General features: G+C 61.5%; 10 protein-coding genes. All 10 read left to right on the plus strand.

Features of this window, described 5'->3' with window-relative positions; genetic code table 11:
• The first annotated feature begins 10 nt into the window (after positions 1-10).
• Entirely contained in the window at positions 11-544 is a 534-nt protein-coding gene (gene tssB, locus RS901_RS09615) for a type VI secretion system contractile sheath small subunit (RefSeq protein WP_316153216.1), read from the plus strand.
• Positions 545-593: 49 nt separating this feature from the next.
• A complete protein-coding gene (gene tssC, locus RS901_RS09620; protein ID WP_316153218.1) occupies positions 594-2087 on the plus strand; it encodes a type VI secretion system contractile sheath large subunit in 1494 nt (497 codons plus the stop codon).
• A 130-nt stretch (positions 2088-2217) separates the two neighbouring features.
• Positions 2218-2703 (plus strand): Hcp family type VI secretion system effector, encoded by a 486-nt coding sequence (locus tag RS901_RS09625; protein ID WP_316153219.1) that lies wholly within the window; start codon positions 2218-2220, stop codon positions 2701-2703.
• Between the two features lie 130 nt (positions 2704-2833).
• On the plus strand, positions 2834-5431 hold the full coding sequence (locus RS901_RS09630) for a type VI secretion system Vgr family protein (RefSeq protein ID WP_316153221.1): 2598 nt from the start codon (positions 2834-2836) through the stop codon (positions 5429-5431).
• Positions 5432-5452: 21 nt separating this feature from the next.
• The gene (locus RS901_RS09635; protein ID WP_316153223.1) at positions 5453-7129 is read left to right on the plus strand and encodes a hypothetical protein; all 1677 of its coding nucleotides are present in this window, start codon (positions 5453-5455) and stop codon (positions 7127-7129) included.
• Positions 7126-8214: a T6SS immunity protein Tli4 family protein gene (locus RS901_RS09640; RefSeq protein ID WP_316153225.1), complete on the plus strand. Its 1089-nt coding sequence runs from the start codon at positions 7126-7128 to the stop codon at positions 8212-8214. The genes RS901_RS09635 and RS901_RS09640 overlap by 4 nt, the downstream gene beginning before the upstream one ends.
• Positions 8211-10832 carry a type VI secretion system Vgr family protein gene (locus tag RS901_RS09645; RefSeq protein WP_316153227.1) on the plus strand — a complete coding sequence of 874 codons (2622 nt, stop codon included), beginning with the start codon at positions 8211-8213 and terminating at the stop codon, positions 10830-10832. Before RS901_RS09640 ends, RS901_RS09645 begins: the two co-directional genes overlap by 4 nt.
• Positions 10833-10865: 33 nt before the next feature.
• On the plus strand, positions 10866-13214 hold the full coding sequence (locus RS901_RS09650) for a T6SS effector phospholipase Tle3 domain-containing protein (protein ID WP_316153228.1): 2349 nt from the start codon (positions 10866-10868) through the stop codon (positions 13212-13214).
• Positions 13215-13305: 91 nt separating this feature from the next.
• Positions 13306-14763: a hypothetical protein gene (locus RS901_RS09655; protein WP_410054169.1), complete on the plus strand. Its 1458-nt coding sequence runs from the start codon at positions 13306-13308 to the stop codon at positions 14761-14763.
• A gap of 115 nt (positions 14764-14878) precedes the next feature.
• Entirely contained in the window at positions 14879-16339 is a 1461-nt protein-coding gene (locus tag RS901_RS09660; protein WP_316153447.1) for a hypothetical protein, read from the plus strand.
• Positions 16340-16417 lie beyond the last annotated feature (78 nt).

Below are 16417 nucleotides of genomic sequence, written 5' to 3' on the forward strand. Positions count from 1 at the left end.
GGGGAGATCCATGTCTGTTGTGAACAGTTCGCAGAAATTCATCGCGCGCAACCGCGCGCCGCGCGTGCAGATCGAGTACGACGTCGAAGTCTATGGCTCGGAGAAGCGTATCGAGCTGCCCTTCGTGATGGGCGTCCTGGCCGATCTGTCGGGCAAGCCAGCCGAGCCGCTGCCGGCGGTTGCCGATCGCAAGTTTCTTGAGATCGATATCGACAACTTCGACGAGCGCATGAAGGCCATGAAGCCGCGCGTGGCGTTTGCGGTGCCCAGCACGCTGTCCGGCGACGGCCAGCTCATGGTCGACATGACATTCGAGAGCATCGAAGATTTTTCGCCCGCGGCGGTAGCCGGAAAGGTCGATGCGCTCAGGCAATTGCTCGAAGCCCGCACCCAGCTCGCCAACCTGCAGACCTACATGGATGGCAAGTCCGGCGCCGAATCGCTGATCAACCAGTTGCTGCAGGATCCCGCGCTGCTGCAGTCGCTTGCCAAGGCGCCCAAGCCCAGGGCCGGCGACGACGAACTTCAGTCGCCGCAGTCCTGAATGGATCGGCTACTTGCCTACCTGAACCACCTCATCAAGCAAGGAATCCATGGCCTCCGCCCAACAAGCACAACAGCAAGCGCTCGCGAGCGCTGACCATTCCGACTTCGCCACGCTGATCAGCCGCGAATTTTCGCCCAAGACCGACCAGGCCCGCGAGGCCGTCGATCTCGCCGTCAAGACCCTGGCCGAGCAGGCGCTCGCCAGCTCGTTCACCATGAGCGATGATGCCTACAAGAGCATCGAAGCCATCATCGGCGCCATCGACAAGAAGCTTTCCGAGCAGATCAACCTGATCCTGCACCATGAGGACTTCCAGAAGCTGGAGTCAGCCTGGCGCGGCCTGCACCACCTGGTCTCAAACACCGAAACCGACGACAAGCTGCGCATCCGCGTGATGGATGTGTCCAAGGAAGAGCTGCGCCGGACCCTGCGCCGCTACAAGGGCATCGGCTGGGACCAAAGCCCGTTCTTCAAGCGCATCTATGAGGAAGAGTACGGCCAGCTTGGTGGCGAGCCATACGGCTGCCTGGTGGCCGACTACTACTTCGACCACACTCCGCCCGACGTCGAACTCCTTGGCTCGCTCGCCAAGATCTCGGCAGCGGCTCACGCCCCGTTCATTGCCGGTGCCTCGCCGTCTGTGCTGCAGATGGATTCGTGGCAGGAACTGGCCAATCCGCGCGATCTGTCCAAGATATTTCAGAACCTGGAATACGCGCCGTGGAACAGCCTGCGCAACTCGGAAGATGCCCGCTATGTCGGCCTCGCCATGCCGCGTTTCCTGTCGCGCCTTCCCTACGGCATCAACACCAATCCGGTCGATGAGTTTGACTTCGAGGAAGACACCGACGGTGCGGATCACCGCAAGTACGTGTGGAGCAATGCCGCCTACGCCATGGCGGTCAACATCAACCGCTCGTTCAAGCTCTATGGCTGGTGCACGCTGATCCGAGGCGTCGAAAGCGGCGGCGTGGTCGAGAACCTGCCGTGCCACACCTTCCCGACCGATGATGGCGGTATCGACATGAAGTGCCCGACCGAGATCGCCATCTCGGACCGCCGTGAAGCCGAACTGTCGAAGAACGGCTTCATCTCGCTGGTGCACCGCAAGAACACCGACTACGCAGCATTTATCGGCGCCCAGTCGATGCAGAAGCCAGCCGAGTACTACGACGCTGATGCGACCGCCAACGCCAACCTCTCGGCACGCCTGCCGTACCTGTTCGCCTGCTCGCGCTTTGCCCATTACCTGAAGTGCATCGTGCGCGACAAGATCGGTGCTTTCAAGGAGCGCGAGGACATGCAGCGCTGGCTCAACGAATGGATCATGAACTACGTTGATGCCGACCCGGCCAACTCGTCGCAGGAGACCAAGGCGCGCCGACCGCTGGCGGCAGCCGAGGTGGTCGTCGAGGAATTGGAAGGCAACCCCGGCTACTACAGCGCCAAGTTCTTCCTGCGTCCGCACTTCCAGCTCGAGGGCCTGACCGTCTCGCTGCGGCTGGTCGCGCGCCTGCCATCGGTCAAGGACGCCGCCTGAGCGTCGCTCAGGCATTGAAACGTACCGGTAGTTCCACGCCGAGGTATCGCGCCCCCTGAGCTAATTGGGGACGCAGCCCTGGTTGTGGCTCTTGTCTGTAGTACCTGTCTTTACGTCAAGGAGTTTTGCAATGGCACAGGACATTTTCCTGAAGATCAACGGCATCGACGGCGAGTCGCAGGATTCGTCGCACAAGAACGAAGTCGAAGTACTGGCCTGGGACTGGAACATCGAGCAGCAGTCCACCATGCACGCGGGCAGTGGCGGCGGCGCCGGCAAGGCGACCGTGTCGGACTTGTCCTTCGAGCACTTCATCGACCGCGCCTCGCCCAACCTGATGAAGTACTGCCTGACCGGCAAGCACATCAACGAAGCCGTGCTGGTGGTGCGAAAGGCCGGCGGCAATCCGCTCGAATACCTGAAGCTCACCATGACCGACGTGATCGTCACCAAGGTGAGCCCCAAGGGTTCGGTGGATGACGAAGTACGCATGCGCGAGAAGGTGGCGCTGTCGTTCTCCAAGGTGAAGCAGGAGTATGTGGTGCAGAACGCCCAGGGCGGCAGCGGCGGGGCCGTGACCGCGGGCTACGACATCAAGGGCAACAAGGAAGCCTGATTGTCATGGCTGGCCTCGCCGGCTACCAGTGTTGAAGCTGGCGAGGCCAAGGAGTCTGGCACTGACCGAGTGTGGAATCCGCGTGGATGACAACGGCCCGACTCTGAGCGGCCGTTAAAGAGATGACCTCATGAGTGCGCTAGATAATCTGAAAAACCTGGCCGTTGGGCGGAATCGCACCGTCAGCGTCTCCAGCGCGGCGATACCCGACCTGCTGGGACAGTCCCAGTTGGAGTTCGTGCGGCTCTCAGGTCATGAGGGATTGAGCGAACTCTTCACCTACAAGGTAGACCTGCGTGCGGTCTCGCCTGCCGCGGAACAGTATCTTGCCGAGGCAGATCCCGATGCGATGATCGGCCGCGAGATGACCGTCACCATCCAGCTCGATGGCATGGGCACGGGCCTGCTGGGCAGGGTGGGGGCTGGGCACCGTGAGATCACCGGTGTCGTCTCCGATATCGAGCATGTCGGTGGCGTTGCGGAGAATCGCATGTACCGGTTCACGCTGCGCCCCTGGCTGTGGCTGGCGACGCAGACGTCCGACTTCAAGCCTTTCCAGAAGAAGACGGTCATCGAAATTCTGGATGAGGTCCTCGCAGACTATCCTTTCGCGGTGGAGAAGCGCCTCGATACATCGGTCTATCCGAAGCTGGTCTGGGAGGTGCAGCATGGCGAGACCGATGCCCATTTCATTCAACGCCTGACCGAAGAGTATGGCATTACATATTTCTTCGAGCATGACGGCGGGCACCACCGGCTGATCCTGGCCGCCGAGTCGGGGGCGTACCGCGAGTTTCCCAGCGAGGCCTATCACACGCTGCCGATCTATCCGCGTGGCTTCAAGATCGACCAGGAACATCTGGTTCGCTTCGATCCTGTCAACCGGCTGCGCACGGGCAAGGTGACGCTGAACGACTACGATCCGCGCAAGCCGCGCGCGAATCTGACCACCGGCAACAGCCAGCCGCGCGATACCAGCTTCGCCGACTTCGAGCGCTATGAGCACCCGGGCGACTATGTCGACCCGGCGGTGGGCGAGATGCGGGCGAGGATCCGCATGGAGGAGCGCCGCTCGCGTGGCCGGCGTGCGCGTGGCGTGGGTGCGCTGCGCGGGGTTGCGGCGGGCTGCACCTATCTGGTGAGCAATCACAGCAACCCGACGATGAACCGCGAGTACCTCGTGACCGGCGCCACGCTGGATCTGGAGGATGTCGGCGGCGAATCCGGCAGCGGGCAACAGTTTTCGTGCCGCGTTGCGTTTGAAGCGCATCCCACTGATGAAGTCTTCCGCCCGCCGCGCACGGTCGGCAAACCACGCGTGGCCGGCGTGCAGCGGGCGGTGGTGACCGGCCCGAAGAACCAGGAGATCTGGTGCAACGATCACGGCAACGTGATCATTCAATTCGAATGGGACCGCTACGGGAAGTACGACGAGAACTCGTCGCCATGGATTCGGGTGGTCAATGGCTGGTCGGGCGACCAGTTCGGCGCGATGCACATTCCGCGGATCAGGCAGGAGGTCATTGTGGCGTTCATCAACGGCGATCCAAACCGTCCGGTGATCGTCGGGCGGGCGCCGAACCAGCTCAATCTGCCGCCCTGGGCGCTGCCGGGGCAGCATGCCTTGTCGGGGATCCGCAGCAAGGAGCTGTTTGGCGGGCGCCACAACCACCTGTTGATGGACGACACGCAGGACCAGATCCAGGCGCAGCTGTCCTCGGACCACCAGGCATCGCAACTGAACCTGGGCTATCTGACCGGGGTGCCGGACCACGCCGGTCGCAAGGACCGGCGTGGCGAAGGCTTTGATCTGCGCACCGATGGGCAGGGTGCGATACGCGGCGCGAAGGGGTTGTTCGTCACGGCCGAAGGGCAGGTAGGCGCCATGGGCGGGCACCTGTCGCGCGACGAGTTTATCCGCTGCATGGAGGCGGCGCTGGAGGCGGCGAAGTCGTTGGGGGACTATGGCCATGCCCATGAAGGGCTGGCTGCCGATACGGATCCGCAGGCCGAACTCACGCGGGCCGTGAGGGAGTGGGACGCTGGCGCCAACAACCACAAGGACGCGCCTGGTAAGGGAGGTCAGCCGTTGATCGGTGCCTATGCGCCGGCGGGCATGGCGCTGGCCACGCCCAAGGTATTGACTACCTATGCCGGCGCGCATATCGACACCGTCTCACGGTTGAACCAGCAAATGACCGCAGGGCAGCAGTTCGTTGTCAATGCGGGGCAGGGAATCGGGTTCTTCGCGCACAGCGGTGAGCTGCGCGGCATCGCGCACCAGGGCAATCTGGTTCTGCAGGCGCAGAAATCCAACATCGAAGCGAATGCCAGACAGAACGTAGTGGTGACCGCAACCGACGGCGCGATCCTGCTCAATGCCAAGGCCAGCATCACTCTCATGAGCGGCAACGCGGGCATCCGCATCGCCGATGGCGGTGTGGAGGTGTTCGGGCCGTCGCGTGTGCATCTCAATACCGGGGACTTCGATATGCCGGGGGCGCAGAGCATTTCACAAGCGATGAACGATTGGGAGCACACCCAGTTCAACGAGGGCTTTCGTCTGGTTGATACCGCGGACAAGCCCCTCGTTAACTATGCCTATGAATTGGTCCGACAGGATGGAACGATGCTCCGAGGTGTCACCGATGCGCAAGGGCATCTTGCGCATCAGAAGAGTGAGATTGCCGAGATGCTTGAACTGCGAATTCTCGGTCCGGTGGCATAGGCGAGAACATTGGGTACGAACATGTCAGAGGAACTTGGCAAAGCGGCAAGCAGCGAACGTATGGCTACGGGCTTCCCTGACGGGGACGGCTCGATGCGATATGGCTGGACCATGACTCCGAGCCCGTTGACTGATCTGGTCAAGCTGGTGATTAAGCCTGTCAATGTGCTTCCGGTGATCTTTGTGCCGGGGATTATGGGCAGCAACTTAAAGAGCCGGGAGCGCGGCACGCCGGTGTGGCGCTTGGATGCGACGCTGGGACAGCCACTAGGCTTGCTTAGGAAACTGGGGACGAAGGGGGCCGGAGAGCGCCAGTCCTTGCTTCACCCGGACGAAACACTGGTCGACGATGACGGCGCAGTGCCCATCTCCGCTGCGGGCAGTATTGCGGGCAAGTCCGGCTACAAGGCGCGTGGCTGGGGCGAAGTCGGAGAGACTAGCTACGGAGCCTTCCTGCTCTGGCTGGAGCGCACCCTGAACGATCCCGGAAAGCGCCACGACAAGGGCTGGCCGGATGCGCTGAGGCCAGCCTTCTCCGACCCTTCGGGGCCTTGGGGGGCACACCGGCCGTTCGCGCAATGCTTGCCAGGCGAAGTGGACAGAGCGCGGAACTGGTTCTATCCGGTCTATGCCTGCGGCTACAACTGGCTTGGGGACAATGCCCTGTCGGCGCAGCGCCTAAAGGCCCGCATCGATCAGGTTATCGAGATCCATCGCCAGGGCCTTGGCCGATGCGAACAGGTGATGCTCGTTACCCATTCAATGGGTGGTCTGGTTGCACGCGCTTGCGCGCAAATGGATGGAATGGCCGAAAAGATCGTGGGGATTATGCATGGCGTGATGCCGGCCACAGGCGCTCCCGTTGCGTATCGTCGATGCAAGGTAGGTATGCGAGACGAGGACTATGGCGCGAGCCTGGTCATCGGCCAGACGGGGCAGGAAGTGACCGCGGTGTTCGCGCAGGCGCCAGGCGCGCTGGAGTTGCTACCCACGCAACAGTACAACAGCAGCTGGCTGCTAGTGAAGGACCCCAGTGGTATCGACCTGCTGCCGCCACAGCCAGATCCTTACGAGGGCATCTATGCCGTGAAGGATCGCTGGTGGGCACTCATCAAGGAAGAGTGGCTTGCACCACAGGAGGGGGTGCCTATCCGGTGGAAGATCGTGAAGGCAAACATAGACACGGCAAAGCAATTCCATACGAGCATATGTGACCGCTACCATTCCCAAACCTATGGGTTCTATGGCGCCGACTCGAGGCAGAAAAGCTTCGAACATATGGTCTGGCGTATGAAAGTGGGGATCGAACCGGGAGATGGCACTGGGAAGGCAGCGCTAGCGGAGGTTATGCGCATGCCGCCGCGAGAGCAAGTGCGAATGGATGGCGTGAGTCCGGAGTTTGTAGGTGGCCAACGCATTATGCAGATTGTGCCTTCGACCTTGGGCGCTTCAGTTGTGCAATACGACACCAGCCACTACGAGTTGCATGCCTCCCCGCAGGATGGCGGTGGAGACGGAACGGTTCCGATCAGCTCAGGCCGGGCACCAGCTGCAGCCGCCAACGTCCGGCAATGGTTTGCGCTCAAGGGCTTTGCACATGAGCCTGCATACAAGGACGATACCGCGCGTGCGGTGACGCTATACGCCATCGTCAAGCTGACGGCGCTGGCAAGGGAACCTCAGCGAGCAGGGCTATGAGCACCATAAGATCCCTCGCCGGCCTGCTGTTGGCAGCGCTCCTTAGCACCGGTTGCCAGCGTGCAGCCTCCAACCCATTTCCTCCTATGGATATCCATCAGCCCTTCAAGACGCACTGTATTGGCCGCTTCCTGATTGATTTGCCGGAGGAGTTTCATCCAATACCCGATTCGATCGACGGCTTGGGTAACGCGGAGCTTTTCTACGGCAGGGATGCGAATTTTCAACGTATCTATATCCAAGTGCCGAAACAGCGTTCACCAGAGATTGAACCGGTCTTGTTACGAGAGGATTTCAACCGCGTCGTCGGTGATCGAGAACAAGAACTGCATACCAAGAAGAATGACAAGAGCGGGCTTCCCATGCTACGGGCAATGGAGCGTATAGGGCAAAGCGCGGTGATGTTTCGACGCTATAGCAATCAGCAGATCGATGGCTATTTTGTAAGTGAGCTTCACCTCCAGGTGGACAGTGTCAGGTATGTCGTGCTGAAGACGGACGTGCTGGAGGCCGATGACCTGCGTTCGGAGGAAGCGAGACTGAAGAATCTTGCCGGCAAAACGTATGCCTACACCGATGCAGAAGCGGCCGGGCCGGGATTCTGTGTCAACGGATTGGCGCTCAACGACCAGCATGACGAAGAGGTTGGAAGGTTCTACTTCAGGAGCGATATTCATAAGGATATGTTCTTCGAAATCTATTCGCGCGCACTGGCCGAGCAGGATGAAGGACTGTTCGCAAGAGTGGATCGGCACAGGGAAGGTGCCACGCTGGAATTGAGAATGGCGATTCACTCATTGCGAAAAGACCGGCCTCGTGTGGCTGGTATGGAGGCGGAGGAGCTTCTCGATACCTTCAAGGAGAATGGCTATCGGATGCAGGGATTCACTGTGGAAACTCGGCGTGACAACCCGGGACACATGCGACCACAAATGAAGCTTGAGCTAACGGCAGGTGGCCAGATTCCGGGAGCATCCGACTATGTTGACTCATCGCTTTCGAATGACAACGCGCTGTTGTTGTGGGACAAGGTGGTAAGTTCGATCCGGCCCCGGCCAGGTGCGGTGGGGGGAGAGAAGAGATGAGCGGGGAAACCAGAGTCGATCCCATGAATAGGCTAGCTGCTCTTGCTTCGCGTTCTCGCACCGTCAGCGTTTCGAGCGCAGCCATTCCTGATTTGCTGGGACAGCCCCAGTTGGAGTTCGTGCGGCTCTCAGGTCATGAGGGATTGAGCGAACTCTTCACCTACAAGGTAGACCTGCGTGCGGTCTCGCCTGCCGCGGAACAGTATCTTGCCGAGGCAGATCCCGATGCGATGATCGGCCGCGAGATGACCGTCACCATCGAGCTCGATGGCATGGGCACCGGCCTGCTGGGTGGGGTGGGGGTTGGGCATCGCGAGATCACCGGTGTCATCTCCGATATCGAACATGTCGGTGGCGTTGCGGAGAATCGCCTGTACCGGTTCACGCTGCGCCCCTGGCTGTGGCTGGCGACGCAGACGTCCGACTTCAAGCCTTTCCAGAAGAAGACGGTCATCGAAATTCTGGATGAGGTCCTCGCAGACTATCCTTTCGCGGTGGAGAAGCGCCTCGATACATCGGTCTATCCGAAGCTGGTCTGGGAGGTGCAGCATGGCGAGACCGATGCCCATTTCATTCAACGCCTGACCGAAGAGTATGGCATTACATATTTCTTCGAGCATGACGGCGGGCACCACCGGCTGATCCTGGCCGCCGAGTCGGGGGCGTACCGCGAGTTTCCCAGCGAGGCCTATCACACGCTGCCGATCTATCCGCGTGGCTTCAAGATCGACCAGGAACATCTGGTTCGCTTCGATCCTGTCAACCGGCTGCGCACGGGCAAGGTGACGCTGAACGACTACGATCCGCGCAAGCCGCGCGCGAATCTGACCACCGGCAACAGCCAGCCGCGCGATACCAGCTTCGCCGACTTCGAGCGCTATGAGCACCCGGGCGACTATGTCGACCCGGCGGTGGGCGAGATGCGGGCGAGGATCCGCATGGAGGAGCGCCGCTCGCGTGGCCGGCGTGCGCGTGGCGTGGGTGCGCTGCGCGGGGTTGCGGCGGGCTGCACCTATCTGGTGAGCAATCACAGCAACCCGACGATGAACCGCGAGTACCTCGTGACCGGCGCCACGCTGGATCTGGAGGATGTCGGCGGCGAATCCGGCAGCGGGCAACAGTTTTCGTGCCGCGTTGCGTTTGAAGCGCATCCCACTGATGAAGTCTTCCGCCCGCCGCGCACGGTCGGCAAACCACGCGTGGCCGGCGTGCAGCGGGCGGTGGTGACCGGCCCGAAGAACCAGGAGATCTGGTGCAACGATCACGGCAACGTGATCATTCAATTCGAATGGGACCGCTACGGGAAGTACGACGAGAACTCGTCGCCATGGATTCGGGTGGTCAATGGCTGGTCGGGCGACCAGTTCGGCGCGATGCACATTCCGCGGATCAGGCAGGAGGTCATTGTGGCGTTCATCAACGGCGATCCAAACCGTCCGGTGATCGTCGGGCGGGCGCCGAACCAGCTCAATCTGCCGCCCTGGGCGCTGCCGGGGCAGCATGCCTTGTCGGGGATCCGCAGCAAGGAGCTGTTTGGCGGGCGCCACAACCACCTGTTGATGGACGACACGCAGGACCAGATCCAGGCGCAGCTGTCCTCGGACCACCAGGCATCGCAACTGAACCTGGGCTATCTGACCGGGGTGCCGGACCACGCCGGTCGCAAGGACCGGCGTGGCGAAGGCTTTGATCTGCGCACCGATGGGCAGGGTGCGATACGCGGCGCGAAGGGGTTGTTCGTCACGGCCGAAGGGCAGGTAGGCGCCATGGGCGGGCACCTGTCGCGCGACGAGTTTATCCGCTGCATGGAGGCGGCGCTGGAGGCGGCGAAGTCGTTGGGGGACTATGGCCATGCCCATGAAGGGCTGGCTGCCGATACGGATCCGCAGGCCGAACTCACGCGGGCCGTGAGGGAGTGGGACGCTGGCGCCAACAACCACAAGGACGCGCCTGGTAAGGGAGGTCAGCCGTTGATCGGTGCCTATGCGCCGGCGGGCATGGCGCTGGCCACGCCCAAGGTATTGACTACCTATGCCGGCGCGCATATCGACACCGTCTCACGGTTGAACCAGCAAATGACCGCAGGGCAGCAGTTTGTTGTCAATGCGGGGCAGGGAATCGGGTTCTTCGCGCACAGCGGTGAACTGCGCGGCATCGCGCATCAGGGCAATCTGATTCTGCAGGCGCAGAAATCCAACATCGAAGCGAATGCCAGACAGAACGTAGTGGTGACCGCAACCGACGGCAACATCGTTCTGAATGCGGGCAAGAGCCTGAGCTTGATGACAGCGGACGGCGCCGGCATCCGCATTGGCGGAGGCAAGGTGGACATCTATGGTCCTGGCGGGATTCTGCTGCATACCTCGGATTTCGACATCGTCGGGCCGTCCAGCCTGAGCGGACCGTTGCCGCAGTTTAGCCAGGGTGACGCGGGCCGGAAGTTCCTGCTGAAGGCAGGCGAGCTTGAGCGACCGGTCGCCAATGCACCCTACCAGATTGTCAAGGCGGACGGCAGTGTGGTGGAAGGTGTAACCAATGCCGCTGGCGAAACCGCGCAGTCGGCTTCGGATCTGATCGAGGCGGTAAGCGTAAAAATATTTGCGCCCAAGCTGTACTGAGCCCGCTTTGCATTGATCACCACGGAACGAGAGATGAGTGAATCCACAGTATCCAAGCAAGGGGTCAACCCGATTGCCAGCGCCGACGATATTCACGTCCCAAGTAAGGCGCCCCGCAAACTCGACCTGAAGACACTGCCCGGCATCATCATCTTCGTGCACGGCGTGAACTCGAACGGCGAATGGTTCGCTAGCGCCGAAGAAGGCTTGTGCAAAGGCTTGAATCAGCGCCAGCAGCGCGGGGAAACGGGCGATACGTACGATATGGGGGCGCTACGGCCAGCGCAGTATCTGCCGGAACTGACGACCAAAGGCTACCTGTCCCGAGAAGTCAAGGCGACGAACTTCGTTGCCGATGGCGACCAGAGCCCTGTCATCCGATTCCGTTGGGGCTACGCGGCGAACAAAGCCGATCTGAAAAGGGTTGGCAAGAATATCCTACTCGACGAGGACAATGCCTGGGGCGGGGGGCCCTTCGCCAACGGATGCTCTGCCTTGCCGGATCTGTGGACCACTGGCACGGTCACCGACCTGTTTGCCGGGTTGCAGGCGCAGGACCTGAATACGGAGACCAGCCGGCTGATCTACGGCTGCCCCCCACGCCACTACGGCGCGCATGCTGCCCGGCGCCTGGCCGCACTGGTGGCGCAAGTCCGGGTCAAGCACAAGGAAGCCTATGGCAAGGTGTGTCCGGTCACGGTGGTCTGTCACAGCCAGGGCAATATGGTCGGCCTGGCCTCGGCATTTATCGGCAAGCATGACTTTGCCGGCGACGGCGTGGCGGATACCTATGTACTCGCCAATCCGCCATACAGCGTCCTGCCTAACTTCTTCGATAACTTCGCGCAGTACAACGCTGACACTGACCTGGGCCGCGTCACCGTTTTTGCGCGGCGCAAGACGCTGGATCGCTTCTTTGAGATTGTTGGTAGCTCTAGCTTTGATCATGCCAGCGACGACTGTGTCAACGCCCTGACGCCAACGCGGCGTCCCAAGGAGGGCGAAGTCCCATGGACGGCCGGCCAAGACAGCAAGGAGCGTCAGACGCGCAAGCACGTCTTCCTCTACAGCAATCCCCACGATCAAGTGATTTCAGTGAGCACCGTCCAGGGCATGGGCTGGCTGGGCTTGTCGAAGGAGGTGCTGGCCGGTACCGATCACGACATGCTGGAGTCGGCCAAGGCGCGCGGCGATCGCCCCTATGCTTTCGCGCATCATGCCGACGTCTTGTTTCAGCGTGTGTGGGCCCAAGGCAATCCGGGCAAGTATGGCCAGATGCCATTCGAAGTGGGTGCCAAGCCAAGCAACTTCATCTATTACGACAAGGGTAACCCGTCGAAGGTCGATCCGATCCAGGGCAATGGGAGGGCATTCTGGTACCGCAAGCCATTGCCGCTGCGCTTTCACCTGACGCGGGTATGGCAGGACGACCAGCGCGGCTTCGGAGAGAAGCTCGGCGCAACCGTGCTCGGTGGTATCTACGAAATGACTTTCGCCCTGCTGCGGGCAACGACCTTCGGACATGTCAGTTATGTACCCGTAAACGCCGATCCGCCGAACGGCTGGTCCGTGCCGATCAATGCCCCGGCCGTGAAGGAGCCCATCGCACCGCGGGCGATCCACCTGTATCACACCGACAAGCGGGCGCCTGACGATGGCGGGCAAAGCGCGAAAGCCGGGACGGTGGAAGGGGTCTTCAACCAGGGACCGGAGTCGCACACGGATGCGCTCAATCGGAAAGGCCGGAGCGACGACATCTACGACCAGTACCGGAGCGCGGGGCAGGGCGCGGCAGACTACAGCGACGAAGCGGCGCTGCGCTATGAACACAATGCCAGCGTGCGTCAGCTTGCCCGGCGCAAGGCTGGCGACCCCTATGAAGCGGCCATCGAGCAGATGAAGGATGGCGGGGATCTTACGGGAGACGAGTTCGCGGAATTCCGCGAGTTCGATACCGAAAAGCGCGAGTACTTCCTGAAGTATGCGGTGGACCTGAATGCCACGAACCACTCGACCATCCTGACAAATCCCGAGCATTGCGAAAAGGTACTGGCTTATGACGTGGATGTGGGCATCTGCTTGATGCCGCAGAAGGAGTTGAAGTGGCTGCGGCAGTTCGCAGACTGGCGGCGCTGTGATCCGAAAGACGATCAAATGAAGGAATGGAGTTGGTACTACGGTTCCGGTCGTATTAGCGACCAAAAATTGGAAGAGCGTGAAGAGTATGCGCCAGAAGCGCCGCGCACTCTTGGCATGGATGACGAGCGCTCGGACAGCCGTATCTCCCAGACACCTTCCGCAAGCAAGCATCAACGACCCACCGAGCGTGACCCAGTCTTCGGTGGGCAAATTCCGCAGGGAGGGCTCGGTGAACACCACTGATCGATTCAAACAGCACACCAATCGTCTAGCCATCGCCATCGCGGGAGCCGCCACTGCGGCGCTGCTGTCGGCCTGTTCATCGGGAAAACCCATGTCTACCTATCACCGAGACCCGTCGCCGTATCCAATTACTGCGCGCGCACCCGTGAGCGGCCCTGACGCCCCAGCCGCATATGTCCTTGGCGTGCAATGGATGAATCCCCTGATGTGGAAGGACTACCCGACCCACTGGAATCTGCTGTGGGCGCAGGGAATGGCGGATCGCAATCCGTCCGATACGGACAGCCCGCATCTGAAGCTCGGTGATGCGCCGGGGCTGCTCGTCGGCGGCGTCAACCCAGTCTGGAAGGACGACAATCCCAACCCGGTGTACTGGAAAGCGCTTAATGCCCTGATTCGTGAACCGCTCTATCCACTGGGATACCACACCGCGGTCAACGCTAATTACTTCTATTCGATCCGGAACGGCACGCGACGGCCGGACTTTGCCGACATCCGGGTGTTCGCCGGCATGCCGCAGGCGTGGATCAATACACCGACCTATATCAAGGAGTCGAATCGGTATTTGAATGGCCGAGACGAACTTGCTCAACATATCCGGCTTGGCATGCCGGCACCCTCAATATTGGCGGAGAACGAGGAGCACGCCGAGGCGCGCATGGTTGACCTCTTCATAAAAACATACGACAACAGGGGTAGCCTGATACGGGGGCTGTCTCATGACAGCGATATGACAATCGGCCTGCCCACCTTCACGCTCAATGCCGCGCGCCGGTTGTTCTTCATGGGGATTTATAGCGCAGCTGAGGCGATGGATCTGGAGGCTTTCCCCGAACCAAAACTAGCCAATGTCACGGTGATGGCGGGCGCGGAAACCGTGGGCTTCTATGACCTGCAGGCGGCGATTGCCTACCTGAACGCCAATCCGAAGAAGACGGTGTGGGTGTACACCATGGACGCGCCCAACTATCCGAAAGGCGAGCAGACCAACGAAAATTCGGTGCTGCTGATCCTGGGCCATCCCAGCGCGGACTGGGGCTATGCGCCGCTGGCCGCGTTGTACACCCCGCAGCAGCATGAGGGCGGCATCGGAGCAAGGGCAGCCACGCCCGGCGGCGCTTGGCAGGGTCTGCTGCAAGCGGTGCAAGTGCAGGCGCCACAGGCCTTTCCGGTCGACCGCATCTACCACGACATTGACCGGCGCGCGCCCATTGTGAATACGGCGCTCGCCCCGCTGCGCGCGGCGGTGCATCAGCGGTGGCCGGACCTGGACCAGCTGAAAGACTTCCGCAGCGTCTCGGAACATATGGTGGGACCGGCCCGCGCGGTCAGTGCGGGACTGAACATTGCCTATGCGGTCGCGTATGCGGACCAGACCGGGCATAGCGCAGTGGTGACCAGTGTGGCGAATCCCAACGATGCGTGGACGGTGCTGGTGGCGCCACCGCCAGGCTGGACCAAGCGCGAACCGCCCAGGGAATGGCCGCGGGCGCGGGGCAGGACAACTGCCTACTACCCGTGGTTCGGCAAGCAGACGGACCGGCGTTGAGGGGATGAGAACAATGGTCAATTGGATGAACAAGGTGGTCGTACGGCGCGCGATTGCCGTCTTGGTGGGCGCCGCCGTCGCGGCGCTGCTGTCGGCCTGTTCATCGGGAAAACCCATGTCCAACTATCACCGAGATCCGTCGCCGTATCCACTTGCTGCGCGCACACCCGCGAGCGGCCCCAACGCCCCAGCCGCATATGTGCTTGGCGTGCAATGGATGAATCCGCTGATGTGGAAGGACTACCCGACCCACTGGAATCTGCTGTGGGCGCAGGGGCTGGCGGACCGCAATCCGTCCGATACGGACAGCCCGCATCTGAAGCTCGGCGACGCGCCGGGGCTGCTCGTCCGCGGCGTCAACCCAGTCTGGAAGGACGACAATCCCAACCCGGTCTACTGGAAAGCGCTTAATGCCCTGATCCGTGAGCCGCTCTATCCACTGGGCTACCACACCGCGGTCAACGCGAATTACTTCTATTCGATCCGGAACGGCACGCGACGGCCGGAATTTGCCGACATCCGCATCTTTGCTGGGATGCCGCAGCCGTGGATCAATACACCGACCTATATCAAGGAGTCGAATCGGTACATGAATGGCCGGGACCGATTGGCAGAGCAGGTCGATTGGGGAATGCCGGCACCGTCGATTCTGGCCGAGAACGAAGAGCATGCCGATGAGCGTATGGCGGACTACTTTGTGAAGAACTATGCCGGTTATGACGGTCAGCCCAGAAGGGGACTCCCTTATGACTCGGACATGGTGATTGGCCTGCCCACCTTCACGCTAAATGCCGCGCGCCGGTTGTTCTTCATGGAGATCTATAGCGCGGCCGAGGCGATGAGCCTGAAGCTCTTCCCCGAACCAAAGCTAGCCAACGTCACGGTGATGGCTGGCATAGAAACGGTGGGTTTCTACGATCTGCAGGCGGCGATTGCGTACCTGAAGGCCAATCCGAAGAAGACGGTGTGGGTGTACACCGTGGACGCGCCCAACTATCCGAAAGGCGAGCAGACCAACGAAAACTCGGTGCTGCTGATCCTGGGCCATCCCAGCGCGGACTGGGGCTATGCGCCGCTGGCCGCGTTGTACACCCCGCAACAGCATGAGGGCGGCATCGGAGCAAGGGCAGCCTCGCCCGGCGGCGCTTGGCAGGGTCTGCTGCAAGCGGTGCAAGTGCAGGCGCCACAGGCCTTTCCGGTCGACCGCGTCTACCACGACATGGACCGGCGCGCGCCCAATGTGAATACGGCGCTCGCCCCGCTGCGCGCGGCGGTGCATCAGCAGTGGCCGGACCTGGACCAGTTGAAAGACTTCCGCAGCGTCTCGGAACATATGGTGGGCCCGGCTCGCGCGGCCAGCGCGGGACTGAACATTGCCTATGCGGTCGCGTATGCGGACCAGACTGGGCATAGCGCCGTCGTGACCAGTGTGGCGAATCCCAACGATGCGTGGACGGTGCTGGTGGCGCCCCCGCCAGGCTGGACCAAGCGCGAGCCGCCCAAGGAATGGCCGCGGGCGCGGGGCAGGACAACTGCCTACTACCCGTGGTTCGGCAAGCAGACGGACGCGCGCTAGGCAGACGGGACGCCCGACGGGGTGGCAGTGCTTTGCGCACACAAGGGCCGCACAGGCCATTAACACGGAGTAGCTCCT

Origin of the sequence: Cupriavidus sp. BIC8F (assembly GCF_032465815.1) — a bacterium.
GTDB classification, from domain to species: domain Bacteria; phylum Pseudomonadota; class Gammaproteobacteria; order Burkholderiales; family Burkholderiaceae; genus Cupriavidus; species Cupriavidus necator.

What these genes read in the sequence shown, in the direction of transcription:
- tssB (WP_316153216.1), top strand. Translation starts at nt 11, where the DNA reads ATGTCTGTTGTGAACAGTTCGCAGAAATTCATCGCGCGCAACCGCGCG.
- tssC (WP_316153218.1), top strand. Translation starts at nt 594, where the DNA reads ATGGCCTCCGCCCAACAAGCACAACAGCAAGCGCTCGCGAGCGCTGAC.
- RS901_RS09625 (WP_316153219.1), top strand. Translation starts at nt 2,218, where the DNA reads ATGGCACAGGACATTTTCCTGAAGATCAACGGCATCGACGGCGAGTCG.
- RS901_RS09630 (WP_316153221.1), top strand. Translation starts at nt 2,834, where the DNA reads ATGAGTGCGCTAGATAATCTGAAAAACCTGGCCGTTGGGCGGAATCGC.
- RS901_RS09635 (WP_316153223.1), top strand. Translation starts at nt 5,453, where the DNA reads ATGTCAGAGGAACTTGGCAAAGCGGCAAGCAGCGAACGTATGGCTACG.
- RS901_RS09640 (WP_316153225.1), top strand. Translation starts at nt 7,126, where the DNA reads ATGAGCACCATAAGATCCCTCGCCGGCCTGCTGTTGGCAGCGCTCCTT.
- RS901_RS09645 (WP_316153227.1), top strand. Translation starts at nt 8,211, where the DNA reads ATGAGCGGGGAAACCAGAGTCGATCCCATGAATAGGCTAGCTGCTCTT.
- RS901_RS09650 (WP_316153228.1), top strand. Translation starts at nt 10,866, where the DNA reads ATGAGTGAATCCACAGTATCCAAGCAAGGGGTCAACCCGATTGCCAGC.
- RS901_RS09655 (WP_410054169.1), top strand. Translation starts at nt 13,306, where the DNA reads ATGTCTACCTATCACCGAGACCCGTCGCCGTATCCAATTACTGCGCGC.
- RS901_RS09660 (WP_316153447.1), top strand. Translation starts at nt 14,879, where the DNA reads ATGTCCAACTATCACCGAGATCCGTCGCCGTATCCACTTGCTGCGCGC.